The sequence below is a fragment of the Methylococcus mesophilus genome (genome assembly GCF_026247885.1).
Taxonomy (GTDB): domain Bacteria; phylum Pseudomonadota; class Gammaproteobacteria; order Methylococcales; family Methylococcaceae; genus Methylococcus; species Methylococcus mesophilus.
This window is the reverse complement of record NZ_CP110921.1, coordinates 77,712-103,781: the sequence shown is the minus strand read 5'-3', so window position 1 is coordinate 103,781 and position 26,070 is coordinate 77,712. Positions and strand designations below refer to the sequence as shown.

The following is a 26,070-nucleotide window of genomic DNA, read 5'->3' as shown; positions in this document are numbered from 1 at the left end:
TGACTTCGAGATTGCATCATGCAAACCACCGCCGACTCCGCCGCGGTTACCCGCTTCGCCCGCATCGGCATCATCACCATCGCCGCCGTCTATTTTTTGATCATGGTAGGCGGCATCGTCAGAGCCTCAGGCGCCGGCATGGGCTGCCCGGACTGGCCGACCTGCTTCGGCCGGCTGGTGCCACCGACCGACGAGTCACAGCTCCCGGCCAATTATCACGAAATCTACGCCGAACGCGGCTATGCCGACACCCGCTTCAACCCGGTCAAGACCTGGACCGAATACGTCAACCGGCTGGTAGGCGTCAGCATCGGCCTGCTGATCATCGCCACGCTGTACCGCTCCCTCGCCTTCTGGAAGACTGACCGGGCCGTGACCTGGCTTGCGCTGGCGGTGTTCCTGGCGGTGGGCTTCCAGGGCTGGCTGGGCTCTGCGGTCGTCGCCAGCAATCTGCGCCCCGTCATGATCACGGCCCACATGCTGATGGCCTTCGCCATCGTCTGCCTGCTGATCTATGCGGTCACGCGCTCCCAGCGGCGTTATTTGGAAACCTTGGACCTGACCCGCCTGCCTCCGCGCTTCCGCACGGTCCTGATGGCCGCCATGGGAATGACTCTACTGCAGATCGCCATGGGCACCCAGATCCGCGAGTCGGTGGACGTCATGGCCGCAGCCGCCTCGACCGACCGCGGCCTGTGGCGCGAGAACTTCCCGCTCATTTTCTACGTCCACCGGTCCTTCTCCGCCTTGATCCTCGGCATCAACTTGTGGCTGGCGTGGAAGATGGTCAAGGGTTTGCCGGCGGGCTCGCTCTACGCCCGTTTCGGAATGGCCTTGGCGGGACTCGTCGCCGCCGCCGTCGCCGCCGGCGTCACGCTGGACCGGCTCGGTTTCCCGGCTATCGCGCAGCCGCTGCATCTGGTGCTGGCGAACCTGATCTTCGGCACCCAGTTTTTCCTGTTCGTCGCTGGCCGTTACGCCCGTCGTTAAAGTTTGGGCGGCGGGCAAAGCCTGAGCGGCGGCATCGATACCGCTGCATTCTCGCCGCGCAACTGGATCATGACCTCGTCCAGCTCCAGCGGCGACTTGTCCCAGGCGAACTGTATCCAGACCGTCTCAGACTGCGTGATCCGCGGCCGGATCTGCGCCCGCACGTTGAGTTTGGACAAGCGGAGCAACTCGGTTTCGGCCTCCTCCCGGGTCTTGAAAATGCCGAGCGAAATCGTGCCGGCCATATCGCCCTTATCAATCAGCCAGACGTCCTTGATGCCTTTGTCCATCAGCATCTTGCGGTTGCCTTTGGCCTCGTCCATGTTCTCGGCCTTGGGATAAAGCAGCCAGTAGCCGTCCAGGGACTCCGAAGACTCGCTGGTCGTGCTCGCTCTTTCGATCCACTCCTTGACGAGCCCGAGCACCTTCCGGGCTTCCGCGGATTCGGCGAACGGCCCGATACGATAGCAGGCCCCCTCGCCGGGCGGCAGGGCAACATCAGCCCTGGCCGGAGGCGGGGTCTCTACCGGCGGACTCGGGATTTCACCGTGAACGTCCGCAACCTCCGAACGCAACAACAATCTCCCGGCCGCCTCAACGGCCTTGACGTCGACGTGCCGCTTGGTATCCCGATGCCCCAGGCTCCAGAAGAAGAAAGCCACGTTGGCGACGAGGAGGAAGTAGAAAAGGAATCTCATGTCGATCGCTCTGCTAAGGCGTGCAAACCTTCAAGGACGAGGTGGGGCACCAGCCGGACCGGAGCCTCGATGTGAGGGCGGAGCGTTTCGGCATCGCCGCCGCTCAGCACCAGTTCGGGCTCGGCCCCCAGGAGCGCTGCCGCCCGGCCCAAGGACTCCCGTATCAAACCCACGGCGGAATGGAGAATGCCGCTGGACAGCGCGAGCCCGGTGCTGTTGCAGAAAAAGCCATCCCCGCTTTCCGCCGCTCCCCCCAAGGCCTCCAGGGACGCGAGGGCGGTACGCATCATCGCCAAACCGGGGCCGATCACACCGCCCCGGTGCCTGCCCTCCGCGTCCAGCAAGTCGACGGTCAAGGCGGTGCCGGCGCTGACGATGCAGCAGGCATCTCGACGTATCCGCCAGGCTCCGATCAGGCCGAGCCAACGATCGACGCCCAATTGGGCAGGGTTCACATAGGCGTTGACGACTCCAAGGGCCGAGGCCTCGCTGCGTACGAAGCGGACCGGCACGCCCCAGCGGGCCGACATCCAACCCGCGAGCACCTCGCCCACCCGTTCGCCGGCAACGTTGGATGCCAGCACGGCCTCCGGCCGCGCCAGCTCCGCCATCTGACGTTCGCACGCGTCCACCAGGCTGAATGCATCCGTGGCAAAGGCCCCGCCAAAGACGCACTGTCCCGGCTCGGACCTCGCCCATTTCACCCGCGAGTTGCCGATGTCGATCAGCAGCTTCACAGCGGCCTCACCCGCACGTCGCCGGATGCGAATTCGCGGACTTTGCCGTCCTCGCACACCAGCATCAGCAGGCCTTCCGCGGAGACGCCGACGATCCGGCCCGTCCGCACCCAGTTGCCCTGCTGCACGCTGGCCTGCGCGCCTTCGAAGCCGTGGTAGCGGCGCCATTCGTCGAGATACGGCGCAAGCCCGGTCGTTTCGTAATCCGCCAGCATCGGTGCCAATTCGTTGAGCATTTCGGCGATCAGCCGATTGCGCGATACGCCCGCGCCCCCCGGAATTCGCGCCAGGTCGATCCAGTCCTGGTCGATCGCCCCGGCGTGGCGGTCAGGCAGATTCACGTTGAGGCCGATCCCGATCACCACGGCATACTGGCCGTTGGCCTCGCCCGTCACCTCGATCAGGATGCCGCCCAGCTTGCGGCGCGACCACAGGATGTCGTTCGGCCATTTGAGCGCCGGATCGGCGATGCCCTGTGCCCGCAAGGCCCGTACGACGGCCACGCCCACTGCGAGGCTGAGCCCGGAAAACCCGGCCCTGCTGAACCGCCACAGCAGCGAGAGATAGACGTTGCCGGACAGCGGCGACACCCAGTCCCGCCCGATCCGCCCCTTGCCCGCGGTCTGCCGCTCGGCCAGGCAGACGGTACCGGTGGGCGCGCCCTCGGCGGCCCGGCGCATCAGATGGCTGTTGGTGGAATCGAGCTGATGATGAATTTCAAAGCCGCCGACGGATTCCGCGGCCGCGCCGGTCAAGGCGCCCGCGATCGTTTCTCCGTCCAGCAGCTCCAGCGGATGCGCCAGGCGGTAGCCCGTGCCGGGAACGGCGTGTACTTCCACCCCCAGGGCGCGCAATTCCTCGATGCGCTTCCAAATGCCGGCGCGGCTGCAACCGGCGCTCGCCGCGATGGCCGCGCCGGAATGGAAACCGCCGTCCGCCAGCAGCGTCAGCAGGCTTCGGGAAGCCGGAGAAAGGCTGGCGGCAGCGCTCACCGCTTGCCTGCCTCCTTGTCCAGGGTCTTGAGGCGCTCCAGCTTCTCGGCGATCTTGATCTCCATGCCGCGGTTGACCGGCCGGTAATACTCCCGCCGCCCCAGCTCGTCGGGGAAATAGTTTTCGCCCGGCACATAGGCGTCGGCGTAGTCGTGCGCGTAGCGGTATTCCGTGCCGTAATCCAGGCTCTTCATCAGCCCGGTCGGCGCGTTACGCAGATGCAGGGGTACCGGCAGGCTGCCGGACTGGGCGGCATCGGCACGGGCGGCCTTGTAAGCCTCGTAGACCGCGTTGCTCTTGGGGGCGACCGCCAGATAGGCCACCGCCTGCGCCAGGGCCAGCTCGCCTTCCGGGCTGCCCAGGCGCTCCTGGGCAGCCCAGGCGTTCAGGCACAGTTCCAGCGCCTTGGGGTCGGCGTTGCCGATGTCCTCCGAGGCGATCCTGACCAGGCGCCGGGCCAGATAGAGCGGATCGCAGCCGCCGTCCAGCATCCGGCACAGCCAATACAGCGCGGCATCGGGCGAACTGCCGCGCACCGATTTGTGCAAGGCGGAAATCTGGTTGTAGAACTCCTCGCCCTGCTTGTCGAAGCGGCGCGTGCTTCCCGACGACAGGACCTGGTGGGCGATCTCCTCGCTCACCGTGGTCTGCCCCTCGTCCAGCAGGTCCGCAGTGATTTCCAGCAGGTTCAACAAGCGCCGGGCGTCGCCGTCGGCGGCGCGGACGTAGGCCAAGCGCACCGGCTCGGGCATGTCCAACCCCTGCCGGCCCAGGCCCCGATCCGTATCCGACAACGCGCGCTCGATGACGCCCAGCAAATCGGCCTCGGCCAGTGCCTTCAGTACATACACCCGGGCCCGCGACAGCAAGGCGCTGTTGACCTCGAACGAGGGATTTTCGGTGGTGGCGCCGATGAAGCTCACCGTGCCGTCCTCGACGTGGGCCAGGAACGCGTCTTGCTGCGACTTGTTGAAGCGGTGCACCTCGTCGACGAACAGGATGGCGCTGCGTCCGGCGGCTTTGAATTTCGCCGCCTGCGCCAATGCTTCGCGGATTTCCTTCACCCCCGACAGCACCGCCGAGACCGACAGGAACTCGGCGTCGGCATGGCGGGCGACCAGCCGCGCCAGGGTCGTCTTGCCGGTACCAGGCGGACCCCAGAAAATCATCGAATGGATGCGGCCGCGCCGGATCGATTCGTACAGGGGCCGGCCCGGATTGATGAGATGGGTCTGGCCGATGTACTCGTCCAGCGTCCGGGGACGCAGCCGGTCGGCCAGCGGCTGGGAGATATCTGCAAACACCGCAGGCTACTTGTCCTCGAACACGTCCACCCCGGCCGGCGGGCTGAACTGGAACAGCTTGGGATCCAGCGCAACGCCGGTCCGGAGATTGGAGAAATAGATGCGGGTCAACTGGCCGAAATTGTCGCTCAGCTCCATGCCGGCGAGCTTGTCGCCCTCAAGCCCGATCAGTACGTAGCGGAATCCGCCCTCTTCCGACTTGGGCACCAGTTTGATCCAGAACATGCCTTCGTCTGCGCCCTGGTCCTCGATGGTGAAGTTGTCCTCCAGCGCCATCTCGCCGCTCAGCAGCAGTGCCGGCGTCGAGCCCACGGCCTGGCCGAGCCTCTTCGCCGTGACCTGCTCCAGATCGACGTCATAGAACCAGACCCTGCCGCCGGCGGACACGATTTCCTGGTGATAAGGCTTGGCGTAGTCCCAGCGGAACTTGCCGGGCCGCTGCAGATAGAAGGTACCCTTGCTCTCCTGCTTGGGCCGCCCGCTTTCGTCGAGCTGGACCTGGGTGAACTCGGCCTGCAGGGTGCGGGCGGAATCGAGGAAGGTCTTCAGCCGGCTCTGCGGCGTGACCTCCGCCGAGGCGGCGAACCCTAAGAACAGCAGAGGCAGTGCGAACAGGTATCGGAATGCGGACATGGGCTCAGATGGCTTTGGCGAAGGTTTCAGCGTAGCCGATGTAGCCGCGCGGGGCCAGTTCGGCCAAGCGGCGGCGCGCTTCTTCCGGGATTTCCAGGGTCTCGACGAAGGTCCGCATGCCGGCGGCATCCACCCGCTGGCCTCGGGTCAGAGCCTTGAGCTTCTCGTAGGGCTGCTCCACACCGTAGCGGCGCATGACGGTCTGGATCGCCTCCGCCAGCACCTCCCAGTTGCCGTCGAGATCGGCCTCCAGCACCTGCGGATTGAGCTCCAGCTTGCCCAGGCCTTTCAAAGTGGAACTGAGCGCGATGAGCACATGGGCGAAACCCACGCCGAGGTTGCGCAGCACCGTGGAATCGGTCAGGTCGCGCTGCCAGCGGGAGATCGGCAGCTTCTCGGCGAAATGCGAGAACAGCGCGTTGGCGAGGCCGAGGTTGCCTTCCGAATTCTCGAAATCGATCGGGTTGACCTTGTGCGGCATGGTAGAGGAGCCCACTTCGCCGGCCACGGTCTTCTGCTTGAAGAAGCCCAGCGAGATGTAACCCCAGACGTCGCGGTCGAAGTCGATCAGCACGGTGTTGAAGCGGCCGAGGGCATGGGAAAGCTCGGCCAGATAGTCGTGCGGCTCGATCTGGATGGTGTAGGGATTCCAGGCGAGCCCCAGCGACTCGACGAAGCCTTGCGCCAGTTTGGGCCAGTCGACTTCGGGGTAAGCGACGGCGTGGGCGTTGAAGTTGCCGACCGCGCCATTGATCTTGCCCATCAGCGCCACCGCGGCGATTTGGTCGCGCTGCCGCGCCAGACGGGCGGCAACGTTGGCGAATTCCTTGCCCACCGTGGTGGGCGTCGCCGGCTGCCCATGCGTCCGCGAAAGCATCGGCTGGCCGGCATAGGCATGCGCCCGCTCGCGTACCGCGGCAATCAGCTTGTCCATTTCGGGCAGCAGGACCGTGTCGCGGGCCTCCTTCACCATCAGGCCGTAGGCGAGATTATTGATGTCCTCCGAGGTGCAGGCGAAATGGATGAATTCGGCGATCCGCTCCAACTCGGCACAACCCTTGATCTGCTCCTTCAGGAAATATTCGACCGCCTTGACGTCGTGGTTGGTGGTCCGCTCGATGGTCTTGACACGCTCGGCCTCTTGTTCGCCGAATTCATTCGCGATCCGGTTCAGACGATCGCGCGCCTCGCCGCTCAAAGCAGGAACCTCGGCGATCGCGGGCTCGGCCGCCAGCGCCTCCAGCCAGCGCAGCTCGACCAGGACCCGGAACCGGATGAGCCCGTATTCGCTGAAGGTGTTGCGGAGGGCGTCGGCCTTGTCGGCGTAACGCCCGTCTACCGGCGATAATGCCTTGATGGAATTCATGGTTTTCCTTTAGCTCTTAAGTCTTACGCGGCTTCGGCCTTCGAAGCCGTATTGAAGGTCAGGTCGATAACGCCGCCGCCGAGGCAGCGGTCGCCCTGGTAAAACACGACCGACTGGCCGGGAGTGACGGCGCGCTGGGGCCGGTCGAACACGACCTCCAGGCGGTCTTCGCCGATGATGCGGATACGGCAATCCTGGTCGCTCTGGCGGTAGCGGATCTTGGCGGCGCAGCGCAGCGCCTCGCCGGCGGCGGGGCCGGAGCCGTCGACCCAGTCGAGCCGGCCGGCCTCCAGTCCTTCCCGGTAGAGCAGCGGATGATCGTGGCCTTGCCCCACCACCAGCACGTTGTTGGCCAGATCCTTGTCCAGTACATACCAAGGCTCCTGTCCGCCGTCCTTGGTGCCGCCAATGCCGAGGCCGGAACGCTGGCCCAGCGTGTAGTACATCAGGCCGTCGTGGCGGCCGAGCAGTATGCCTTCCGGCGTGCGAATCTCGCCCGGCTGGGCGGGCATATACCGTTCCAGAAAGTCTTTGAAGCGCCGCTCGCCGATGAAACAGATGCCGGTGCTGTCCTTCTTGGCGTCGTTGGCGAAACCGGCCTGTGTGGCCAGCGCACGCACCTCGGTCTTGTGCAACTCGCCCAGCGGAAATAAGGTGCGGGCGAGCTGCTCCTGCTGCAGCGTGTAAAGGAAATAGCTCTGGTCCTTGCCGGCGTCGCGCCCCTTGAGGAGTTGAAACCGACCGCCCTCCTCCACCACGCGGGCGTAATGGCCCATGGCGATCAGGTCGGCGCCCAGGTCTTCGGCATAATCGAGGAAGGCCTTGAACTTGATCTGCTTGTTGCAGAGGATGTCGGGGTTCGGCGTCCGGCCGGCCCGGTATTCGCTCAGGAACACCTCGAACACGTCGTCCCAATATTCCGCGGCGAAATTCACCGCATGCAGTTCGATCCCTAAACGCTCGCACACCTGCCTGGCGTCGGCGAAATCCTGTACCGCCGTGCAGTAGTCGGTCCCGTCATCCTCCTCCCAGTTCTTCATGAATAGGCCACTGACGCGATAGCCCTGCTGGAGCAGCAGCAAAGCCGTGACGGACGAATCCACCCCGCCCGACATGCCAACGATCACATGCGGCTTCATGTCCGTCTCAGCCGAGCATGTGCTTCAGGAGGCTGAGCGGATGCCGCTCGCCGCGGAGGTAGTCCTCCACCGTGTGCAACACCAGCGGACTGCGGTGGCGCTCCCGTTCGCGCAGCAGTTCCTCCCGGCTCAGCCATACCGCCCGCTCGATGCCCTCGTCCAGCCGCACCTCGCCCTCAGGCGCCGAAGCGCTCCCGGTAATGGCGATGCGCAGGAAGCTCCTGCCAGATTCCGGATGGCGCCAGAGATAGATACCGGTCACCGCCTCGGGCACCAAGCGCCAGCCGGTTTCTTCAAGGGTTTCGCGGACGGCCGCCTCGACCACGGACTCCGCCGCTTCGACGTGGCCCGCCGGCTGGTTGATGACGAGTTCAGAGGAGACACCGGCGCGTTCCTCCACGCATAGAAAACGGCCATCGCGTTCGATGACGGCGGCTACCGTGACCCGAGGACGGCCGTCCGCCGGGGTTTCCAAATTTTGCATACTGTTTTCAGTTGGAAGCGAATTGAGTTGTCAATTCGCGTATGTTATTAAGCCGTTAAGACGCAGGATTCACCTGCAAAGTTCGTGATGATTCGTGGGAGCCGCGGGAATGCCGCTGAACTTGAGCAACTTGGGCACATCGATCAAGTTGTTATTTTCCGGTTATTTGATCGTCGTCGCAATCGGCTACGGCTTGGCGATGGTGCAGATCTTATTTACGCATGGCATGGCCGATGGCAAGTTCGGACTGTCAATCGAGGATATCGTCTACAGCTATTACGGCAACCGCTCGGGCTCGGTGCTGGAGGCTAAGCTCAACGGCTCGATGAAGGCCAATGCGCCGGACGCGGTACGGTTTCAGATTATCCAATGGGTTCGGGACGGTGCCGACGAAAACGCTTACACCAGGCAGATCAGGCCGCTGTTCGAAGCGCATTGTACCGTTTGTCACAATGCCGACAGCGGCTTGCCGGATTTCACCCGCTACGACAGCGTCAAGGCGCGGGCACAGTCGGACGAAGGCGCAACTTTTTCGTCATTGACGCGGGTGTCGCACATTCACATGTTCGGCATCGCTTTCATTTTCATGTTCGTCGGCATGATTTTCGCCTTAGCTTCCGGAGTACCCTGCAAGCTCAAATGCTCGGCCATCCTCATGCCGTATATTTTCCTGTTGCTGGACATCGCGTCCTGGTGGCTTACGAAACTCGACCGCCATTTCGCCCTTCTCGTCGTCATGGGCGGCGGGGGCCTCGCGATGGCTTTCGTGTTCATGTGGGTGGTCTCGATGTACGAAATGTGGATCCTCCCGCGGCAGTTGCCCTATCTGGACCAGAGGGATGCGCTCCGGCGGTGCTGACGGTGCCCGCTGGCTTGATCTCGGGAAATTTCGGCCCATATTCATAGCAAAGACAAACATTTTCTCGTGGGAACGACGGACAGATGTCTCAGGAATCGGATCACGGCTCGGGCGACGGGTTGGCGCTCCAGGAAGCCCAACCGAAAGTCAAGCGCCCACCGCTGTACAAAGTCATGCTGTTGAATGATGATTTCACCCCGATGGAGTTCGTCGTTCAGGTACTGATACAGTTTTTCGGCATGAACGGAGAGAAAGCGACGCAGGTAATGCTGCATGTTCACACGCGGGGCGTGGGGGTGTGCGGGGTATTTTCCAAGGATGTGGCGGAAACCAAGGTACAGCAGGTGAATGCCCATGCGCGCCAGAACCAGCATCCTCTCCTCTGCACCATGGAAGAAGCGTAATTTTTCACCAGTCTCGAGCAGGTTCCGCTATGTTGAGCAAAGAACTCGAACAATCACTGAATTCAGCCTTCCGTACAGCATACGAGAAGCGCCATGAGTTCATCACCGTGGAGCACCTGCTGCTGGCTATGCTCGACAACGGCGCCGCCATTGAAGTCCTGCGAGCCTGCGGCGGCAATCTTGACCTGCTACGCACCGAATTGAACGAATTCCTGGATGAGACCACGCCACTGATTCCGGCTGGCGTCAAGCGCGACACCCAGCCTACGCTGGGTTTCCAGCGGGTACTCCAGCGCGCGGCCTTCCACGTGCAATCCTCCGGGAAAAAGGAGGTCACCGGTGCCAACGTCCTGGTCGCGATCTTCAGCGAACAGGACTCGCACGCCGTTTACCTGCTGCACAAACAGGACATCACCCGCCTTGACGTGGTGAACTTCATTTCTCATGGCATCTCCAAGGTGCGGGATGAAGCTGAAGGCGCATCGAGGGGCGCCGCATCCGAAGCCGACGACACCGAAAGCGGAGGCAGCGCCAACCCGCTCGAAAAGTTCGCCACCAACCTTAACGAATCCGCCCGGCGCGGGAAAATCGACCCCCTCATCGGCCGCAAGGACGAACTGGAACGCACCGTCCAGGTGCTATGCCGTAGAAGGAAGAACAATCCGCTGTTCGTCGGCGAAGCCGGGGTGGGCAAGACTGCCATCGCCGAAGGTCTGGCGAAGAAAATCGTCGAAAACGACGTGCCTGAAGTGCTCAAGGACAGCACGATCTATTCGCTGGATCTCGGCAGCTTGGTGGCGGGAACCAAGTACCGCGGCGATTTCGAGAAGCGCCTGAAGTCGCTCCTGGCACAACTCAAGAAAGAGCCGAACGCAATCCTGTTCATCGACGAGATCCACACCATCATCGGCGCTGGCTCTGCCTCGGGAGGAGTGATGGATGCGTCCAATCTGATCAAGCCGGTCCTGGCCTCGGGCGAATTGCGCTGCATCGGTTCGACAACCTACCAGGAATACCGCGGCATCTTCGAGAAGGACCGTGCGCTCGCCCGCCGCTTCCAGAAAATTGATGTACCCGAACCATCGGTCGAAGAAACCTACCAGATTCTCAAAGGACTGAAGACACGGTTCGAACAGCACCATGACGTCAAATATTCCCTCGCTGCACTTCGCACTGCGGTGGAGTTGTCAGACCGGTATATCAACGACCGCCATCTCCCCGACAAGGCGATCGACGTCATCGACGAGGCGGGAGCGAACCAGCGCCTGCTGCCTCCCTCGCGCCGCAAAAAGACCATCGGCACGGTCGATATCGAGGACATCGTTTCGAAAATCGCGCGGATTCCCGCCAAGACCGTGTCGGCAAACGACAAGGAAAAATTGCGCGATCTGGAATCCAACCTCAAGATGCTGGTCTTCGGCCAGGATGAGGCCATTTCCGCATTATCCTCGGCCATCAAGCTGTCCCGCGCCGGGCTACGCGACGGCCAGAAGCCTATCGGCTCATTCCTCTTGGCCGGCCCTACCGGCGTAGGCAAGACCGAGGTGACACGCCAGCTTTCCCATATGCTCGGCGTAGAGCTGATCCGCTTCGACATGTCCGAATACATGGAGCGACATACCGTGTCGCGACTGATCGGCGCACCGCCGGGCTATGTAGGGTTCGACCAGGGCGGCCTCCTGACCGAAGCCATCAACAAGCATCCGCACGCAGTGCTGTTGCTCGACGAGATCGAAAAAGCGCACCCTGACGTCTTCAACCTGCTTCTACAGGTGATGGATCACGGTACGCTGACAGACAACAACGGTCGCAAGGCAGATTTCCGCAACATCATCCTGGTCATGACGACCAATGCCGGCGCCTTCGAGGGGACCCGTCCGTCGATAGGGTTCACACTGCAAGACCACTCGACGGACAGCCTGAAAGCGATCGAGCGGATATTCTCGCCCGAGTTCAGAAACCGGCTCGATGCGATCATCCAGTTCAACCCGCTCAGCACGGAAACGATCGGGCATGTGGTGGACAAATTTATTTTCGAGCTCGAAGCCCAGTTGGCCGAGAAGCAGGTAGCCTTGGCCATCGACCCGGACGCACGAGCGTGGCTGGCCGAGTACGGCTTCGACCCGAAAATGGGCGCCCGTCCGTTGGCCCGCGTGATTCAGGAAAACATCAAGAAGCCGCTGGCCGAAGAAATCCTGTTCGGCCGCTTGGCACACGGAGGTACGGTGCGCGTCGGCGCTTCAGCGGACAGGCTGACTTTTACCTACGAAACGCGCCAGAAAGCCGCCGAGCCCGTGTGATCACGGGCTGGCGCTAGCGATGGCGGAAGGTGATACGAGCCTTGCTCAGGTCGTACGGCGTGAGTTCGACCTTGACGCGGTCGCCGGTCAGAATCCGGATATAGTTTTTCCGCATCTTTCCGGAAATATGGGCGATGACCACATGCCCGTTATCCAGTTGAACGCGGAAAGTCGTATTCGGCAGGGTTTCGATCACCTTGCCTTCCATTTCGATATGATCTTCTTTCGACATCTGTTCGCAGGGTAAAAAATTTTTCAGATTATAGCATGCTCGAAGGCAGGGGCTCATCCACCTCGAATCTGCACCATCGATCCGCGATAAGCGCCTCCAAGGGCAGGTACTTCGCCTTGTATTCCATCTTGCGACAGCCGTCTATCCAATAGCCAAGATAAAGCCAGTCCCGTCCCAGCCGCCGGGCCTCCAATATCTGCCACAAGATGGCCAGTGAGCCCGGACTTCGCTCTGCGGCGTCCGGGTCGAAAAAGGTGTAGACGGCTGACATGGCTCCGGGCACATGGTCGACGACCGCAACGCCTAGCAATTCCGAGTGTGAGCGAAACTCCACGAAGCGGGTTTCCGCCCACGAACTCCCCAGGAACGACCAATAGTCGTCTCGCGAGACCGGCGTGTCGGGTGGATGCCGCGCAGCCAGATATCGGACATAAAGCTGAAACTGCCGTTCGTCGAAGCGAGCGGCGGAAACATGAATCTCGATGTCTGCATTCCGCCTGAGAATACGCCGTTGACCGCGAGTCAACTGAAAATCCTTCACGGGAAGGCGCACCGGGACGCAGGCGCTGCAGCCGATACAGCAGGGCCGGTACACCCAGTTCCCGCTGCGCCGGAACCCCTGCTCCAACAGCGCTCGGTACCTTTGTGGGGAAAGCGGCCGATCCGGTGAAATATAAGCAAAACGCGCGTCCCGCCCCGGCAAGTAGCTGCATGGATGGTCAGGGCCCGTCCAAAGCTCCATGCGCTCAGGGTTCAAGGAAACTCCCCCGGCGCATGCCTCCAGGCTTCTGGATTTACGGACATTTGCGAATAATCGGACACCAAGGCCTGAAATTCGCTGCGCGGAATGGTGAAAGCTCCCAGGCCGGCAAGATGCGAAGTGTAAACTTGGCAATCTATCAGTCGGTAATTCCAGCTAGACAGGCAGGCCACTGCGAACGCCAGCGCCGCCTTTGAGGCGTCCGTCACTCGGTGAAACATCGACTCTCCGTAAAAGACCCGCCCCATCGCCACTCCATATAGCCCTCCCACCAGACAGCCGTCCTGCCAAGCCTCGAAAGAGTGTGCAAAACCGGCGCGATGGAAATCGATGTAGGCCGACCGCATGTCGTCAGTCAACCAAGTTCCTTCCGATTTCCCACGCGGCTCCGCGCATGCCGCTATCACCGCCCCAAACGCCCGATCGAAGCTGAATTGAAATATCCGCCGACTCAGCGTCTTGCGCAGACTCCGGGAAATCCGCAGATTTCCCGGAAACAGCACCAGCCGGGGGTCGGGCGACCACCATAGAATCGGATCGCCGTCGCCGTACCAGGGAAATATCCCGTGCCGATACGCGAGTTCCAGGCGAGCAGAACTCAACGAACCGCCGACCGCAAGGAGACCGTTCGGCTCCTTCAATGCGCTGTCGATTGGCGGGAACGCCTGCCGCTCGTCGTTAGGGTCGATGAGCGTCAGCATCCGGATTCCAATTTGAACGGCAGTCGACACTCGAGCGCCCGCATGTAACTTTCCACATGCAGACGCTCGGCTTCGACGTGACGCGCAATGGCCACCCGCAAACGCGAATCGGCGATCCAATGCGCCGACCAGGTCGGCACAGGTTCAAAGCCGCGGCTGACCTTGTGTTCGCCCTGCGCACCGGGCTGGAAACAACTGAAACCCCGTTCAAGACAAAACTCCAGGCCCTGATAGTAGCAAACCTCGAAATGGAGCGAAGGCACGTCCTCCGAAGCCCCCCAGTAGCGCCCGTACAAGGTGTCGTCGCCCACGAGAAAAAACCCGGCGGCGATCAGATCGGACTTCCGCCTCGCGACGACGAGCATGATCTTTTCGCCCATGGTCTCGCCGATGCGTTGAAAAAAGCCCGAACTCAAGGCGGGATAGTTGCCATGCTTGTCGAATGTGCGCCGGTACAGAGCATGAAACCGGTTCCAGGTGTCAGCGTCCACGTCGTTTCCGGAGACCCTTTCGATTTCTATCCCGGCTTCGAGGACCTGACGCCGCTCCCGTTTCAGCTCCTTTCGCCTTTTCGCATTGAATCGGTCCAGAAAATCCGCGAAATCTCTATAACCGGCGTTATTCCAGTGGAACTGGCATCCCATGCGCTGAACGAGCATCGGCGCTTCAAGCAGCACCGGATCGGTACAGAACAGCCAATGCATGGACGATACGCCAGCGGACTCACCCGCCGTGACGGCGCGCTCCAGCATCACCTCTCGTAAGGATTCCGGCACCGCCGCAGGCGCCAGCAGACGCCGCCCCGTGACAGGCGTGAAGGGCGACGCTATAACCCACTTCGGGTAATATGCCAAGCCGGCCCGCGAATACGCTTCGGCCCATGCCCAATCGAATACGAATTCACCGAACGAATTGGTCTTGACGTAGGCGGGCATGGCGGCGAATGGGGAGGCGCTACCCGTCGCAGCGAACGAGAGGTGCATGGGAATCCAGCCGACGGCTTCACCCAGACACCCGGCCTCCTCCAGCGCCGAGAGAAATTCGTGGCTCAGAGGTGCATCGGGACTGCCAAATGTGTCCCACAGCTTCGCCGGCAACTCTGCCAGTCTCGAATGTACACGCACGCTGAATTCGGCGTTCATCCGCTGTCCTCTCTTCTCAAGCAAGCCTGTCACTCACGGGCGCGAACGTGAAATAATACTATGATCGGAAGTCCCATAACGCACTCAAAATGGCACAATATATTTACACCATGAACCGGGTTTCCAAGATCGTTCCCCCCAAGCGGACGATCCTGGAAAACATCTCCCTCTCCTTCTTCCCGGGCGCCAAGATCGGCGTACTCGGCCTCAACGGCGCGGGCAAATCTACCCTCCTTCGCATCATGGCGGGCGTCGACACGGAGTACGACGGGGAGGCGCGGCCGCAATCCGGCATCAAGATCGGCTACCTGGCGCAAGAACCCCAGCTCGATCCGGCGAAAACGGTGCGGGGAAACGTCGAGGACGGCGTCGCCGAGACCAAAGCCCTCCTGGATCGATTCAACCAAATCAGCAACGCCTTCGCCGACCCGGATGCGGACTTCGACAAGCTCCTTGCCGAACAGGCCGAACTCCAGGACAAGATCGATGCTGCCGGCGCATGGGAACTGGACCGAAAACTCGAAATCGCCGCCGACGCATTAAGACTTCCCGACTGGGATGCCGACGTCACCAAACTCTCCGGAGGCGAGCGCCGCCGCGTTGCCCTGTGCCGCCTGCTGCTGTCCAACCCAGACATGTTGTTGGTCGACGAGCCAACCAATCATCTCGACGCGGAGTCCGTGGCTTGGCTGGAACGGTTTCTCCACGACTATAATGGAACGGTCGTGGCCGTTACCCACGACCGTTATTTCCTGGACAACGTGGCCGGCTGGATTCTCGAACTCGACCGGGGCCGCGGAATTCCCTGGGAAGGCAATTACTCCTCCTGGCTGGAGCAAAAGGAAGCCCGGCTGGAGATGGAAGAAAAGCAGGAAACCGCCCGCATGAAGGCCATGAAGGCGGAACTCGAATGGGTAAGATCCAACCCGAAAGGCCGCCATGCCAAAAGCAAGGCACGTCTGGCCAAGTTCGAGGAACTGAGCCAGAGCGATGTGCAGAAACGGAACGAAACCAAAGAAATCTATATTCCGCCGGGCCCTCGCCTCGGTGACCTCGTCGTTGAATTCGAAGACGTATGCAAGGGATTCAAGGGACGTATTCTGGTCGAAAATCTGAGCTTCCGGCTTCCACCGGGGGGCATCGTCGGCGTGATCGGACCCAACGGCGCCGGCAAAACCACGCTGTTCCGCATGATCGCCGGTTTTGATTCGCCCGACCTGGGCTCCATCCGCATCGGCCCAACGGTCAAACTGGCCTACGTGGAGCAGTTCCGTGAACATATGGACGACAGCAAAACCGTTTGGGAAGAAATTTCCGACGGTCTCGACATGATTACGGTGGGAGCCTACCAAACGCCGTCGCGCGCCTACGTGGGACGTTTCAACTTCAAGGGTTCGGACCAGCAGAAACGCATCGGCGAACTCTCGGGCGGCGAACGCAACCGGGTCCACCTCGCCAAGCTGCTCCGCAGCGGCGGCAATGTCCTGCTGCTTGACGAACCCACCAACGACCTCGATGTCGAAACGCTACGGGCTTTGGAAGATGCCCTGCTGGACTTTCCCGGCTGCGTAGTGGTGATTTCCCATGACCGTTGGTTCCTGGATCGCATAGCCACCCACATCCTTGCGTTCGAAGGGGAAAGCGAAGTGGTCTGGTTCGAAGGCAACTACGCCGATTACGAAGCGGATCGCCGCCGCCGTCTTGGCGAGGAAGGGAGCACTCCGCATCGGATCAAGTACAAGCGAATTGACGCTTGAACCAAGCATCGCATGATACCGGACCGCACCAATCTGCTGGCGGAATTGCAAAGGCTGGCAGACGCCGTGGAACGCCTCGCTCCGCCAGTTCCCTCACCTATTGATTGGACGTACGTGGCGTATCGGTGGAGCGGAAGCGGCTGCGGACCATCTTTGAAGCCTGTGCGGCGACCGCACGACATCGGCCTCTGCGACCTGTTGTGCATTGATCGCCAAAAAGCGGCGCTCGAACGCAATACCCGGCAGTTTCTCCAGGGCTTGCCTGCCAACAACGCGCTGCTCTGGGGCTCAAAGGGAACTGGAAAATCGTCCCTAGTCAAGGCGCTGCTCCACGATTACGCCGAATCCGGACTCCGCCTGATAGAAGTGGACAAAAACCGTCTTGCGGAATTGCCGGACATACTCGAGTATATTCACGATCGCCCCGAGCGCTTCATTCTATTTTCCGACGATTTGTCATTCGAAAGCGAAGAACCCGGCTACAAGGCCTTGAAATCGGTGCTGGATGGTTCTACGAGTGTATTGAGCGCCAATCTGCTGATTTACGCCACATCCAACCGGCGGCATCTGTTGCCGGAATATATGGCGGAAAACCTGGAAGCGCGTCGCGCTGAAAATGAAATCCACCACAGCGATTCGGTCGAGGAGAAAATTTCGCTATCCGAGCGGTTTGGCTTGTGGATATCGTTCCATCCATTCTCCCAGGACGATTATTTGACGACGGTCGAATACTGGCTGGAAAAGCTGGGAACCCCTGAACTAAGAACCAATTGGATCGACATCCGCGCAGAGGCCTTGCGCTGGGCGCTCGCTCGCGGATCGCGTAGTGGGCGAGTCGCTTGGCAATTCGCACGTGACCGGTGCGGCCGGACGGCTCTAGAACCCTGATCGCGCACTCCCCGGCTTCATGAAACAAAAACCCCCAGCCGTTGCCGGCCGGGGGTTTTTGCTTTTACCTTTACCGCCGAGGGGAAGCCCCGAAGGACTTCCCCGTGAGCGATTACATGAACGACGGGATCAGCGGTGCGTCGATCTGGGTGACCTGACGGTTGCCCGTTGCGTCGAAGAAGAACAACAGACCGGCGAAACGGCTGTCCGGATCGTAGATGATGTCGGACAGACGATACACTTCCCACGCTGCGTCCGACGCGGTGACGTCGACCGTGCGGGTCTCACCCGGAGCCAGCGGGCTGTTGTCGCTGACGCTCAGGCCGTCTTCGGCCAGCAGGTCTTCCGGATAGCCGGTGGTGTCCTTGTAGACGCTGGAATCCAGGAAACGTACCGACGCGGTGTAGAACTCACCCAACCGGATCGGGCTGTTGCCGTGGTTGGTGATGGTGAGCTTCATCCGCATGGCGCGACCCGGCACCCGGTAGGTGGCGTCTTCCACTTTCACCGAAACCGTCGGCGCTGCCATTTCCAGCGGCTTCATGCCACGCATGGTGCCGGCCTGCAGCGGGATGGTGATCGGGTACTTGCTGTTGGCGCTGGACATGGCCATGACCACGATCAGGATGGTGGCGGCCAGGAAGCCCATCGCCACCTTGCGGTCGGTGGTGGACACCAGTTCGTCCGCACGGCCTGCATCCACCATCAGCAGACGGGGGATGAAGATCGGTCGGCGCGACCAGTAGCCGATCCAGGCAATGCCGATGGCGAACCAGAAGGCATGCCAGAAGTAGGTGTTGCCTTCGTTGTAGTTCTCCAGGTCCACCGTCTGCCCGGTCAGGGTGGTGACGGGGTTCCGGAACTCGCTCATGGAGCCTTCCACGGTGATCCACTTGCCGGGGCCGATGATCGGACCGCCGCCCTGGACGTTCATCATGGTGTGGACGTGCCAGTCACCCGGACGACGGGCCTTGAGAACAACCCGGAAGTCGTAGGTCTTGCCAATTTCCAGGCGCACCGAACGCGGCACCAGCTGACCGCCGATGTACGATTCCTTGCGGATGAACACCGGGCCCGGCATGCCGACGTTGAGGAACGCGACATCCGGTTCGTCGACCGTTTCCGGCCAGCCTTCGAACACGTGGAACTTGCCTTTGATTTCCACGGTTTCGTTGATTTTGACTTTCTCTTTCGACCAGGTCAGATCGTACCAGTGGATGGTACGCATACGCATGAACGCGGCCTGCGATTTCTCACCGTGGGCGGCAGCGTTCGGGGCGTAGAAGCTGGTCGCTGCCACGGCGGACAGCAGTCCGATTGCAGACCATTTTGCAATCCGGTCCTTTATTGTTTTCATGATCTCTCCTCTTTCGAGTTCTTGCTGTTGGGTCTCTCGCCGGCCAGTCACCCGGCCGGACGCTCTCTCACATAGGTCTTGCGCGGGCCCGATCGTGACGATCAGGTGGCCTGCAGGAACCGTTCGTTGGAGAACCAGCGACCGATGAAGTGCCACATGAAGTAGATCAGGATCGACATGAACGCGGAGAAGAATGCCGATACCGGGGCGACGTCCTTACCGAAGGTACGCAGGGTGCCCTTCTCTACCATGCGGATGTATTCCGGGGTACCCGTGCGGACGTAGTTGTAGCCCTGGATGTCGGCGATCGACATCAGCATGCCGTTGTACTCCACCGGTACGTGCAGCGGCGCGATGATCGGCCAGTTGCCCGGGTAGAAGATCAGACCCCAGCCCATGGCACCGACGATGGCGGTGAACAGGTAGCTGCCCGACAGCATCAGGACCGTGTCCAGAATGATCGCGCCCGGCACCAGCGAGGCGGGGAAGCAGAAGTTGACCGGGAAGTAGGTCCAGCCCCAGAAGTTGAAGTACCGGTTGATCCACTCACCCAGCAGCAGGCCGAGGATGCAGACGGTCGCTCCCCAGGGCAGACGATACCGTTCCCACAGGTAGGATTGGACGGCCGCCGGGAAGGTGACCAGCACGATCGGGGTCACGGTGACCCACAGTCGACGGTCTTTCCAGTCCGACCAGAAGTCCCAGTCGCCCATGGTGAGCATGGCGTGAATGTGGTACGAGCCCACGATCACGAAGAACACCACGAACAAGGCCAGCCAGTCGATGGTCCGGGACAGCTGGACCGCTTCGGCGTGCGAACGAACCGCAGATTGCGCAGCACTCATTAAAGTTACCTCCAAATTTGTCGTTTTCTTATTTTCGACGGTGCCCGGGAATCCCCGGACACCCATCGCCGCGAGTCCCTTCCGGCCGCCGGACCGGCTTGAGGCCTGTCGCCAGAACCCCGAAAACCGGCCGCCGGCCTGACAGTTCCTTATTTCGCGATCAAGCCTTCGTCCACGGCTTCACAGATGGACTGACCGAACCCGCTCTGAGCGAAGCTGTAGAAGGTCTGGGTCAGCGTGCCCATGACGGCCAGCGCCAGCCAGCCGAAGATCACGAAGCCGTAGTGCAGCGGCGCCACGAACAGCTCTTCCATGAACCAGAAGGTGTGACCCCACTCGTTCAGACCCACGTTCGGCAGAATCATGAACGGACCCACCACCAGCACTAGGTACGGCAGCGAGATGCCCTTCGCGAAGAACGGCAGACGCGTCTTGGCGTAGAGGAACGCCGCAAAGCCGGTGATGATGTAGATCGGGTAGCTCAGATAGAACTCGATGATGTGCGACGGGGTGAAGTCGGTGTCGCGCACGATCGTCTGATGCCAGGTGCCGTCCTGCTCGGTGAAGTAGGAAGCGCCCCAGTAGATGGCCCAGGCGTAGGCCACCAGCCACACCAGATGGGTGAAGTTGCGGCGCAGTTCTTCACGCGGGCTCAGCGCGGCCAGGTTGCGGTCGCGGGTCTTCCACAGGTAGCCCCACAGGATCGAAGCCGTCATGATTTCCAGGACGATCTCGGTGTACAGGAAGTTCATCCAGTAGGTTTCGAACTCCGGTGCGAACGAGTCCAGGCCGGCGGACCAGCCGTAAACGCCTTCATACCAGCGCACCCACATGTAGAACACGGTGTAGAGCGCCAGCGCGAACGTGAGCCACTTCTTGTCCAGCAGCGGCGCTTCGGCCGCAGCTGCACCACCAATGGTTGTTGCTGCCATTGTTTTATCCTCCTCGTTATGGTTGAACAGGGGCCGGTGTTTCAACCGACACCCCACTTCTCTAATTCCCTATCTTTTTGCCTCTAACGGGCATTCTATTGGTCCCGCAACAGAGGCGGTTCCGGTCCTTCGGTGCGAGGGAGTCTATCACCCTTCATCAAACTGTCAAGAAAAATCTGCGACATTTTGACGCAGGGGTGATTCAATATAAATCAACAGGTTGTGTGCGATTTATGTGGCATCTCTCGTTGAATCTCGACTTGGAGGAATCGATGCCTTGCATAATATCGGTAAGGCCGAACGCTACAGGATGACCCGCCGTGAGTCACCAGTTGAACACCCGTTGCACCTTTCGATGGTTTACGAGGACCGCCCAGGCCGCCACGATCGCGTTCACGCTCCGCCTCCCCGCCTACGCCGAAACTCCGGATGTTGCTCTGTCGTCCCTCGGGTGTCGCGGCTGTCATGCGGAAAAGGAAGGGCAAGAAAACGGGCAGCTTTCCGATCTGGCATCGCTCCGTCGCTTTGCACCGGGCGAAATAGCCTCGCGCTTGCGGGATTACCGTGACGGCAAGCGATCGGGCACAGTCATGAACCGGATCGCAGCCGGTCTCAAAGATGGTGAAATCGAAGAAATTGCCGGCTTGCTAGGAAAGAGGCCGTGAACCCCCGGCGTCGATTCCTGCATCTGTTGGCCGGCTGCGGCTTCGGCTGGGGTTTGTGTGGATGCACTTTCGGTAGATTTGTTCGCCGCAATGGCTCCGGCCGGGTCGTGGTCGTCGGCGGCGGCTATGGCGGCGCCACAGCGGCTCGCTATCTGAAGCTTATGAATCCCGACCTTACCGTCACGCTCATCGAGCCGCGCGACAGCTATCTGTCCTGCCCCGGCTCGAACGAAACCGTCGCCGGCCTCAAAGACATGAGCACACTCGTGCGTTCTTATGATTCCTTACGACGGGAACTGGACATAAAGACGGTAAACGCCCAGGTTGCCCGGCTGGACCGGTCTCGACGGCGCGCAGTGCTGACTGACGGTGCCGAGGTACCCTACGACCGGTTGGTCCTCTCTCCCGGCATCGACTTTCGCTGGGATGCGATAGAAGGCTATGACGAAGCGGCGAGCCGAACCGTTCCCCACGCATGGAGAGCCGGTCCCCAGACCGCATTGCTCACTCGGCAAATCCGCACGATGTCCGACGGTGGCGTGGTACTGATCACCGCCCCACCCAATCCCTATCGCTGTCCGCCTGGCCCCTACGAACGGGCCTCGCTCATCGCCTGTTACCTTAAGAAGCACAAACCCCGCTCCAAAATTCTGATACTGGACGCTAAAACCCGGTTTTCCAAGCAACCGGCGTTCGAACAGGCTTGGCGTGAACTCTACGGCGACATGGTGGAATGGATTTCCTCGGAAAAACAGGGGAGGCTGGAACGAATCGATGCGGTCGCGCGGACCGTCGAGACCGAATTCGATGCCTTCCGTCCGGATGTGCTCAACGTCATCCCGCCGCAAAAGGCCGGGGCTTTGGCTGAAACGTCGGGTTTGACGGACGCCTCCGGCTGGTGCCCGATAGATCCCGTGACCTTCGCATCACCGTACGATTCCGCGATCCATATCATCGGCGACGCCTGCCGGGCGGCCCCCATGCCCAAATCGGCCTTTTCGGCCAACTCCCAGGCCAAGGTCTGCGCGGCAGCCGTCGTTGCTTCGCTTGCGGGCGAGCCACCGCCGCAACCTCTGCTGATCAATCACTGCTACAGTTTCGTCGCACCCGACGAAGCCATCTCCATCACCGGCGTTTACGGCTACTCGCGAAACGACGGCCAGCTCGAAACCCGGTCGGCGGGCGAAACGTCACCTCACGGCGATCGCCTGCGCGAGGCGATTTATGCCCGCGCCTGGCAGCGCAATTTCAGGACAGACGTCTTCGGCTACTGACGCCGCTCTTCCGGCCTCGAACACCAACCCGCCTTCGCGCCGCCAGAATCAGGACGAAACCGAGCAGGGCCGCGGCCAGCGAAAGATCGGTCCAGGCTCCCGACACCATCATGCTGGAAGCGCTGCCGCCCACGAGCAAAACCATTCCTGTCGCGGAAACTGTCCGGCGCCGCCGCGTAGTCCGGTGAGACGGTCGGGAAATCTGCATAGAACACGGATTCGCGATTTCCGGAGCGATCTCCGGAAACGGCTCCTGATGGTCGAATGACGCAGGATCCTCGATCGGCTCGACGTGCGTGACCACGGTGAGATTCGCCAGTGCAGCGCACAGCGCCGCCTCAATCTCCTCCGCCAGGTCGTGCGCCGCCTGCACCGTCCAGGCTCCCGGCACTAGGAGGTGCACGCTCATGAAGCGATGCGCTCCGGACTGGCGGGTTCTCAAGTCGTGAAAGCCGACGCCACGCTCGCGGAACGTCTCGAGAACCCCTCGTATCCTCAGGTTTTCTTCCTTCGGAAGCGAGGCGTCGAGCAGACCGGCGATCGAGCGCCGGATAAGTCCGGCGCCGGTCCATACGATGTTCAGTCCCACCAGCGCGGCAACACCTGGGTCGAAATCGTGCCAGCCGCTAAGACCGGCTGCGGCCACGCCGAATACGACGCCGACCGAAGTCCAGACATCGGTCAAGAGATGGTGCCCGTCCGCCTCCAGCACAATCGAGCCGGCCTTTCGACCCACCGATACCAGGAACCAACCGGCCAGACCGTTGACCGCCGCCGCAGCGGCCGACAGCCCCAGGCCGAGATCGAGCGAAGCCAGCGCGCGTGGGTGCAGATAGCGCTCCCAAGCCGCGAACAGAATCGCCGCCGCAGCCGCGATGATTAGTACGCCTTCGAATCCGCTGGCGAAATATTCGGCCTTGCCGTGCCCGAAGTGGTGATGTTCATCCGCCGGCTGCGCCGAAAACCTCAGCATCGCCAGCGCCATGACCGCGGCCGACAGGTTGACTATCGACTCCATGGCATCCGACAGCAGACCCACCGATCCTGTCACTTGGTAAGCCGCGGCCTTGACCGCCATGGTGAAGAGCGCTACGAAGATCGACAGCCAAGCGTAGCGGGTCAGGGATTCCGGCCGAATCATCGCAATATCCGCGAACGCCGCCTCAGGAAATCCCAGTATCCAGCGCCTTCGCGACGACGGCGCCGAGATTGCCAGGAAGATCGAGTTCCTGTGCATGGGTCCGAGCCGCATCCGACATCTTTCTCCAGGTCTTGCGGACGATGTCGATGAGCTTGGACTCGTCCTGACCCGCAGCAAACGGGGCGAAATAGTGTTCGAGGAAAACCAGGCAAGCCGTGTCTTCGAGAGCCTGTGATTCGGAGTCGGTGCGCAGATCCCGTTTGGTCAACATGCGTTTCACCCGCTGGATCGAAGCCTCGTCGTAACCGGCTTCGGCCATGATCAGCCCGATCTGATCGCCGTGAAAACCATAGAGGCGGGTCCGCCAGCGCAGATAACCCTCGCGGGTCTTGGGGTAGTCGCTGCGGGGAACCTCCCAGCGTTTGATATGCTGTCCCCGCGCTGCCAGCCGCAATGCTTCCGAAGCCTCGGGACAAAGTCGCGCCTGCCATTCGGTCATGCGCCGGCCATAGAGCAGCTCCTTGGGATGCAAAGCGCCCTCCCATTCCTCAAGGTTTGGATCCTGGGCGTTGGCCGCGTCGATCGCCCGCAACGCCGCGTTGAAACGGTCGGAACTCATCGGATGCCACTCCGTGGAATGCACAGGCCGCGGATTGTATCACCCGCCATCCGACCGGCTTGCGGGAGGCCGGGAAGCCGGGGCAAAATCACCGCCCGCCGCTAAACGTTTTGAGGGGAATACCCCATGGCCGTGCAAACAAGGGACATCGATTACCGCCACGCCGATGCGCTTCTGTCCGGTTTCCTCGCCTACGACGATGACCTCTCCCTGCCCCGCCCCGCCGTCCTGATTTCACATGCCTGGGGCGGCCGCGACGAATTCGTATGTACCAAGGCGCGCCGACTGGCGGAACTGGGCTATGTCGCCTTCGCCCTGGACATGTACGGCAAGGGCGTGCTGGGCGAAGGGCCGGAGCAGAACGTAAGGCTCATGCAGCCGTTCGTGTCCGACCGCGGGCTGCTGCAGGCGCGGATCACCGCCGCCCTGGACACCCTGCGGGCGCTTCCCGAGGTCGATCCGGCGCACATCGCCGCGATGGGATTCTGTTTCGGCGGCCTGTGCGTCCTCGATCTCGCCCGCACCGGCGCCGATCTCCGCGGCGTGGTCAGCTTCCACGGCCTGTTCACCCCGCCCGGCAATACCGCGGGCCGGAAAATCCGCGCCAAGGTACTGGTGCTGCACGGCTACGAGGATCCCATGACACCGCCGGATCAGGTCATCGCCCTCAGCCGCGAATTGACTGAAGCCGGTGCCGACTGGCAGATCCATATGTACGGCCACGTTGTCCATGCCTTTACCAACCCCTTGGCCAACGACCCGTCCTTCGGCACCGTCTATGATCCGACGGCCGACCGACGCTCCTGGCAGGCTATGCAGAATTTCCTGACTGAAGTGTTAAACTAATTGGCCGCATCATTCCCGGCATTCAAAAACAAGACCTAAATGGATCTGAAATTCCTGGATTTCGAACAGCCGATCGCCGAGCTCGAAGCCAAGATCGAAGAGCTCAGACACGTCGGATTCGACAACGAAATCAACATCTCCGAGGAAATCGCCAAACTCGAAGAGAAAAGCCGCAAGCTCACCGAATCGGTCTTTTCCTCCCTCAGCGCCTGGCAAATTTCCCAGATATCCCGGCATCCGCAAAGGCCGCACAGCCGCGATTACATCGACCTGATCTTCCAGGAGTTCCACGAACTGCACGGCGACCGAGCCTTCGCCGACGACCCCGCCATCATCGGCGGCCTGGCCCGGCTCGACGGCACGGCGGTGCTGGTCATCGGGCACCAGAAAGGACGCGACACCAAGGAAAAAATCTACCGGAATTTCGGCATGCCGAGGCCGGAAGGGTATCGCAAGGCGCTGCGGCTGATGCGGCTCGCCGAGCGCTTCCAGTTGCCCATCGTCTGCCTCATCGACACCCCCGGCGCCTACCCGGGCATCAATGCCGAGGAACGCGGCCAGAGCGAGGCGATCGCCCGCAACCTGTTCGAAATGGCGCAGCTGCAGACCCCCATCGTCTGTGTGGTGATCGGCGAAGGCGGATCCGGAGGCGCTTTGGCCATCGGCGTGGGCGACCGTCTGGTGATGCTCCAGTACAGCACTTATTCCGTCATCACGCCCGAAGGTTGCGCCTCCATTCTGTGGAAGAGCGCGGAGAAGGCCGAGCTGGCAGCGGAAGCCATGGGCATCACGTCCGAGCGCCTGATGGAGCTGGGGCTGATCGATTCGATCGTGCCGGAGCCACTGGGAGGCGCGCATCGCGACCGGGAGCGGATGGCCGACAACCTCAAGACCGAACTCAAGCGCAATCTCGAGGAACTCGCCGCCTTGCCGATGGACGAACTCCTGGCCATGCGCTACGAACGCCTCATGGGCTACGGCGTTTACGAAGAGCCGGCCGCCTGA

The 26,070-nt window shown here is 61.5% G+C and carries 27 protein-coding genes; 10 read left to right on the top strand and 17 right to left on the bottom strand.

All coding sequences use genetic code 11. The features are described 5' to 3' along the window. Positions 1 to 18: 18 nt before the first annotated feature. Complete coding sequence (locus tag OOT43_RS00585) at positions 19 to 990, top strand: COX15/CtaA family protein (RefSeq protein ID WP_266022698.1); 972 nt, start codon at positions 19 to 21, stop codon at positions 988 to 990. Here OOT43_RS00585 and OOT43_RS00580 read toward each other — a convergent pair. Genes OOT43_RS00580 through OOT43_RS00545 form a run of 8 tightly spaced genes read right to left on the bottom strand, consistent with a single transcriptional unit; the run spans position 987 to position 8,343 of the window. Then, entirely contained in the window at positions 987 to 1,688 is a 702-nt protein-coding gene (locus tag OOT43_RS00580; protein WP_266022697.1) for a hypothetical protein, read from the bottom strand. The two genes, OOT43_RS00585 and OOT43_RS00580, sit on opposite strands and share 4 nt — an antisense overlap. Continuing rightward, positions 1,685 to 2,425: a type III pantothenate kinase gene (locus OOT43_RS00575; RefSeq protein ID WP_266022696.1), complete on the bottom strand. Its 741-nt coding sequence runs from the start codon at positions 2,423 to 2,425 to the stop codon at positions 1,685 to 1,687. The genes OOT43_RS00580 and OOT43_RS00575 overlap by 4 nt, the downstream gene beginning before the upstream one ends. Next, entirely contained in the window at positions 2,422 to 3,417 is a 996-nt protein-coding gene (locus OOT43_RS00570; RefSeq protein ID WP_266022695.1) for a biotin--[acetyl-CoA-carboxylase] ligase, read from the bottom strand. Before OOT43_RS00570 ends, OOT43_RS00575 begins: the two co-directional genes overlap by 4 nt. Further along, entirely contained in the window at positions 3,414 to 4,721 is a 1,308-nt protein-coding gene (locus tag OOT43_RS00565) for a replication-associated recombination protein A (RefSeq protein WP_266022694.1), read from the bottom strand. The genes OOT43_RS00570 and OOT43_RS00565 overlap by 4 nt, the downstream gene beginning before the upstream one ends. 6 nt (positions 4,722 to 4,727) lie before the next feature. Then, on the bottom strand, positions 4,728 to 5,354 hold the full coding sequence (gene lolA / locus OOT43_RS00560) for an outer membrane lipoprotein chaperone LolA (protein WP_266022693.1): 627 nt from the start codon (positions 5,352 to 5,354) through the stop codon (positions 4,728 to 4,730). Between the two features lie 4 nt (positions 5,355 to 5,358). Further along, complete coding sequence (gene purB, locus OOT43_RS00555) at positions 5,359 to 6,720, bottom strand: adenylosuccinate lyase (protein ID WP_266022691.1); 1,362 nt, start codon at positions 6,718 to 6,720, stop codon at positions 5,359 to 5,361. A 23-nt stretch (positions 6,721 to 6,743) separates the two neighbouring features. Beyond that, positions 6,744 to 7,859 carry a tRNA 2-thiouridine(34) synthase MnmA gene (gene mnmA, locus OOT43_RS00550; RefSeq protein ID WP_266022690.1) on the bottom strand — a complete coding sequence of 372 codons (1,116 nt, stop codon included), beginning with the start codon at positions 7,857 to 7,859 and terminating at the stop codon, positions 6,744 to 6,746. 7 nt (positions 7,860 to 7,866) lie between these two features. Continuing rightward, positions 7,867 to 8,343: an NUDIX hydrolase gene (locus OOT43_RS00545; RefSeq protein ID WP_266022688.1), complete on the bottom strand. Its 477-nt coding sequence runs from the start codon at positions 8,341 to 8,343 to the stop codon at positions 7,867 to 7,869. Between the two features lie 109 nt (positions 8,344 to 8,452). Here OOT43_RS00545 and OOT43_RS00540 point away from each other — a divergent pair, with 109 nt between their 5' ends. From OOT43_RS00540 to clpA, 3 genes are all read left to right on the top strand, one after another. After that, on the top strand, positions 8,453 to 9,202 hold the full coding sequence (locus OOT43_RS00540) for an elongation factor-1 alpha (protein WP_266022687.1): 750 nt from the start codon (positions 8,453 to 8,455) through the stop codon (positions 9,200 to 9,202). Between the two features lie 83 nt (positions 9,203 to 9,285). Next, a complete protein-coding gene (clpS, locus tag OOT43_RS00535) occupies positions 9,286 to 9,606 on the top strand; it encodes an ATP-dependent Clp protease adapter ClpS (RefSeq protein ID WP_266022686.1) in 321 nt (106 codons plus the stop codon). Between the two features lie 29 nt (positions 9,607 to 9,635). Next, the gene (clpA, locus tag OOT43_RS00530; protein WP_266022685.1) at positions 9,636 to 11,906 is read left to right on the top strand and encodes an ATP-dependent Clp protease ATP-binding subunit ClpA; all 2,271 of its coding nucleotides are present in this window, start codon (positions 9,636 to 9,638) and stop codon (positions 11,904 to 11,906) included. 13 nt (positions 11,907 to 11,919) lie between these two features. Here clpA and infA read toward each other — a convergent pair whose 3' ends face one another. Genes infA through OOT43_RS00510 form a run of 4 tightly spaced genes read right to left on the bottom strand, consistent with a single transcriptional unit; the run spans position 11,920 to position 14,741 of the window. Next, entirely contained in the window at positions 11,920 to 12,138 is a 219-nt protein-coding gene (gene infA / locus OOT43_RS00525; RefSeq protein WP_010961043.1) for a translation initiation factor IF-1, read from the bottom strand. Positions 12,139 to 12,166: 28 nt separating this feature from the next. Continuing rightward, the gene (locus OOT43_RS00520) at positions 12,167 to 12,880 is read right to left on the bottom strand and encodes an arginyltransferase (protein WP_266024970.1); all 714 of its coding nucleotides are present in this window, start codon (positions 12,878 to 12,880) and stop codon (positions 12,167 to 12,169) included. A gap of 11 nt (positions 12,881 to 12,891) precedes the next feature. Further along, positions 12,892 to 13,599 (bottom strand): leucyl/phenylalanyl-tRNA--protein transferase, encoded by a 708-nt coding sequence (gene aat, locus OOT43_RS00515; protein ID WP_266022679.1) that lies wholly within the window; start codon positions 13,597 to 13,599, stop codon positions 12,892 to 12,894. Beyond that, positions 13,593 to 14,741 carry a GNAT family N-acetyltransferase gene (locus OOT43_RS00510; RefSeq protein ID WP_266022677.1) on the bottom strand — a complete coding sequence of 383 codons (1,149 nt, stop codon included), beginning with the start codon at positions 14,739 to 14,741 and terminating at the stop codon, positions 13,593 to 13,595. Before OOT43_RS00510 ends, aat begins: the two co-directional genes overlap by 7 nt. Positions 14,742 to 14,830: 89 nt before the next feature. On the opposite strand from OOT43_RS00510, the gene ettA reads away from it, so the two are divergent. Together ettA and OOT43_RS00500 are read left to right on the top strand one after the other, a co-directional pair. Continuing rightward, a complete protein-coding gene (ettA, locus tag OOT43_RS00505; RefSeq protein WP_266022675.1) occupies positions 14,831 to 16,498 on the top strand; it encodes an energy-dependent translational throttle protein EttA in 1,668 nt (555 codons plus the stop codon). Between the two features lie 12 nt (positions 16,499 to 16,510). Next, positions 16,511 to 17,386, top strand: a complete 876-nt coding sequence (locus OOT43_RS00500; RefSeq protein WP_266022674.1) for an ATP-binding protein — start codon at positions 16,511 to 16,513, stop codon at positions 17,384 to 17,386. Positions 17,387 to 17,498: 112 nt separating this feature from the next. On the opposite strand, the gene amoB is transcribed toward OOT43_RS00500, so the two are convergent. The 3 genes from amoB to amoC form a co-directional block, all read right to left on the bottom strand. Further along, positions 17,499 to 18,743 carry a bacterial ammonia monooxygenase, subunit AmoB gene (gene amoB / locus OOT43_RS00495; RefSeq protein WP_266022672.1) on the bottom strand — a complete coding sequence of 415 codons (1,245 nt, stop codon included), beginning with the start codon at positions 18,741 to 18,743 and terminating at the stop codon, positions 17,499 to 17,501. Between the two features lie 101 nt (positions 18,744 to 18,844). Then, positions 18,845 to 19,588 (bottom strand): bacterial ammonia monooxygenase, subunit AmoA, encoded by a 744-nt coding sequence (gene amoA, locus OOT43_RS00490; RefSeq protein WP_266021197.1) that lies wholly within the window; start codon positions 19,586 to 19,588, stop codon positions 18,845 to 18,847. A 149-nt stretch (positions 19,589 to 19,737) separates the two neighbouring features. Beyond that, a complete protein-coding gene (gene amoC, locus OOT43_RS00485; RefSeq protein ID WP_266022670.1) occupies positions 19,738 to 20,520 on the bottom strand; it encodes a bacterial ammonia monooxygenase, subunit AmoC in 783 nt (260 codons plus the stop codon). Between the two features lie 320 nt (positions 20,521 to 20,840). Between amoC and OOT43_RS00480 the strand changes: the two genes are divergently transcribed. Both OOT43_RS00480 and OOT43_RS00475 read left to right on the top strand, forming a co-directional pair. Further along, the gene (locus tag OOT43_RS00480) at positions 20,841 to 21,185 is read left to right on the top strand and encodes a c-type cytochrome (RefSeq protein ID WP_266022667.1); all 345 of its coding nucleotides are present in this window, start codon (positions 20,841 to 20,843) and stop codon (positions 21,183 to 21,185) included. Then, positions 21,182 to 22,459, top strand: a complete 1,278-nt coding sequence (locus OOT43_RS00475; protein ID WP_266022665.1) for an NAD(P)/FAD-dependent oxidoreductase — start codon at positions 21,182 to 21,184, stop codon at positions 22,457 to 22,459. The genes OOT43_RS00480 and OOT43_RS00475 overlap by 4 nt, the downstream gene beginning before the upstream one ends. Here OOT43_RS00475 and OOT43_RS00470 read toward each other — a convergent pair. Together OOT43_RS00470 and OOT43_RS00465 are read right to left on the bottom strand one after the other, a co-directional pair. Continuing rightward, complete coding sequence (locus OOT43_RS00470; RefSeq protein WP_266022663.1) at positions 22,434 to 23,600, bottom strand: cation diffusion facilitator family transporter; 1,167 nt, start codon at positions 23,598 to 23,600, stop codon at positions 22,434 to 22,436. The two genes, OOT43_RS00475 and OOT43_RS00470, sit on opposite strands and share 26 nt — an antisense overlap. A 22-nt stretch (positions 23,601 to 23,622) precedes the next feature. Then, positions 23,623 to 24,219 carry a DUF4202 domain-containing protein gene (locus tag OOT43_RS00465; RefSeq protein ID WP_266022661.1) on the bottom strand — a complete coding sequence of 199 codons (597 nt, stop codon included), beginning with the start codon at positions 24,217 to 24,219 and terminating at the stop codon, positions 23,623 to 23,625. Between the two features lie 126 nt (positions 24,220 to 24,345). On the opposite strand from OOT43_RS00465, the gene OOT43_RS00460 reads away from it, so the two are divergent. Continuing rightward, complete coding sequence (locus OOT43_RS00460) at positions 24,346 to 25,065, top strand: dienelactone hydrolase family protein (RefSeq protein ID WP_266022659.1); 720 nt, start codon at positions 24,346 to 24,348, stop codon at positions 25,063 to 25,065. Positions 25,066 to 25,104: 39 nt separating this feature from the next. Next, positions 25,105 to 26,070 (top strand): acetyl-CoA carboxylase carboxyltransferase subunit alpha, encoded by a 966-nt coding sequence (locus tag OOT43_RS00455; protein ID WP_266022656.1) that lies wholly within the window; start codon positions 25,105 to 25,107, stop codon positions 26,068 to 26,070.

What these genes read in the sequence shown, in the direction of transcription:
- OOT43_RS00585 (WP_266022698.1), top strand. Translation starts at nt 19, where the DNA reads ATGCAAACCACCGCCGACTCCGCCGCGGTTACCCGCTTCGCCCGCATC.
- OOT43_RS00580 (WP_266022697.1), bottom strand. Translation starts at nt 1,688, where the DNA reads ATGAGATTCCTTTTCTACTTCCTCCTCGTCGCCAACGTGGCTTTCTTC.
- lolA (WP_266022693.1), bottom strand. Translation starts at nt 5,354, where the DNA reads ATGTCCGCATTCCGATACCTGTTCGCACTGCCTCTGCTGTTCTTAGGG.
- purB (WP_266022691.1), bottom strand. Translation starts at nt 6,720, where the DNA reads ATGAATTCCATCAAGGCATTATCGCCGGTAGACGGGCGTTACGCCGAC.
- mnmA (WP_266022690.1), bottom strand. Translation starts at nt 7,859, where the DNA reads ATGAAGCCGCATGTGATCGTTGGCATGTCGGGCGGGGTGGATTCGTCC.
- OOT43_RS00545 (WP_266022688.1), bottom strand. Translation starts at nt 8,343, where the DNA reads ATGCAAAATTTGGAAACCCCGGCGGACGGCCGTCCTCGGGTCACGGTA.
- OOT43_RS00540 (WP_266022687.1), top strand. Translation starts at nt 8,453, where the DNA reads ATGCCGCTGAACTTGAGCAACTTGGGCACATCGATCAAGTTGTTATTT.
- clpS (WP_266022686.1), top strand. Translation starts at nt 9,286, where the DNA reads ATGTCTCAGGAATCGGATCACGGCTCGGGCGACGGGTTGGCGCTCCAG.
- clpA (WP_266022685.1), top strand. Translation starts at nt 9,636, where the DNA reads ATGTTGAGCAAAGAACTCGAACAATCACTGAATTCAGCCTTCCGTACA.
- infA (WP_010961043.1), bottom strand. Translation starts at nt 12,138, where the DNA reads ATGTCGAAAGAAGATCATATCGAAATGGAAGGCAAGGTGATCGAAACC.
- OOT43_RS00520 (WP_266024970.1), bottom strand. Translation starts at nt 12,880, where the DNA reads ATGGAGCTTTGGACGGGCCCTGACCATCCATGCAGCTACTTGCCGGGG.
- aat (WP_266022679.1), bottom strand. Translation starts at nt 13,599, where the DNA reads ATGCTGACGCTCATCGACCCTAACGACGAGCGGCAGGCGTTCCCGCCA.
- OOT43_RS00510 (WP_266022677.1), bottom strand. Translation starts at nt 14,741, where the DNA reads ATGAACGCCGAATTCAGCGTGCGTGTACATTCGAGACTGGCAGAGTTG.
- ettA (WP_266022675.1), top strand. Translation starts at nt 14,831, where the DNA reads ATGGCACAATATATTTACACCATGAACCGGGTTTCCAAGATCGTTCCC.
- OOT43_RS00500 (WP_266022674.1), top strand. Translation starts at nt 16,511, where the DNA reads ATGATACCGGACCGCACCAATCTGCTGGCGGAATTGCAAAGGCTGGCA.
- amoB (WP_266022672.1), bottom strand. Translation starts at nt 18,743, where the DNA reads ATGAAAACAATAAAGGACCGGATTGCAAAATGGTCTGCAATCGGACTG.
- amoA (WP_266021197.1), bottom strand. Translation starts at nt 19,588, where the DNA reads ATGAGTGCTGCGCAATCTGCGGTTCGTTCGCACGCCGAAGCGGTCCAG.
- amoC (WP_266022670.1), bottom strand. Translation starts at nt 20,520, where the DNA reads ATGGCAGCAACAACCATTGGTGGTGCAGCTGCGGCCGAAGCGCCGCTG.
- OOT43_RS00470 (WP_266022663.1), bottom strand. Translation starts at nt 23,600, where the DNA reads ATGATTCGGCCGGAATCCCTGACCCGCTACGCTTGGCTGTCGATCTTC.
- OOT43_RS00465 (WP_266022661.1), bottom strand. Translation starts at nt 24,219, where the DNA reads ATGAGTTCCGACCGTTTCAACGCGGCGTTGCGGGCGATCGACGCGGCC.
- OOT43_RS00460 (WP_266022659.1), top strand. Translation starts at nt 24,346, where the DNA reads ATGGCCGTGCAAACAAGGGACATCGATTACCGCCACGCCGATGCGCTT.
- OOT43_RS00455 (WP_266022656.1), top strand. Translation starts at nt 25,105, where the DNA reads ATGGATCTGAAATTCCTGGATTTCGAACAGCCGATCGCCGAGCTCGAA.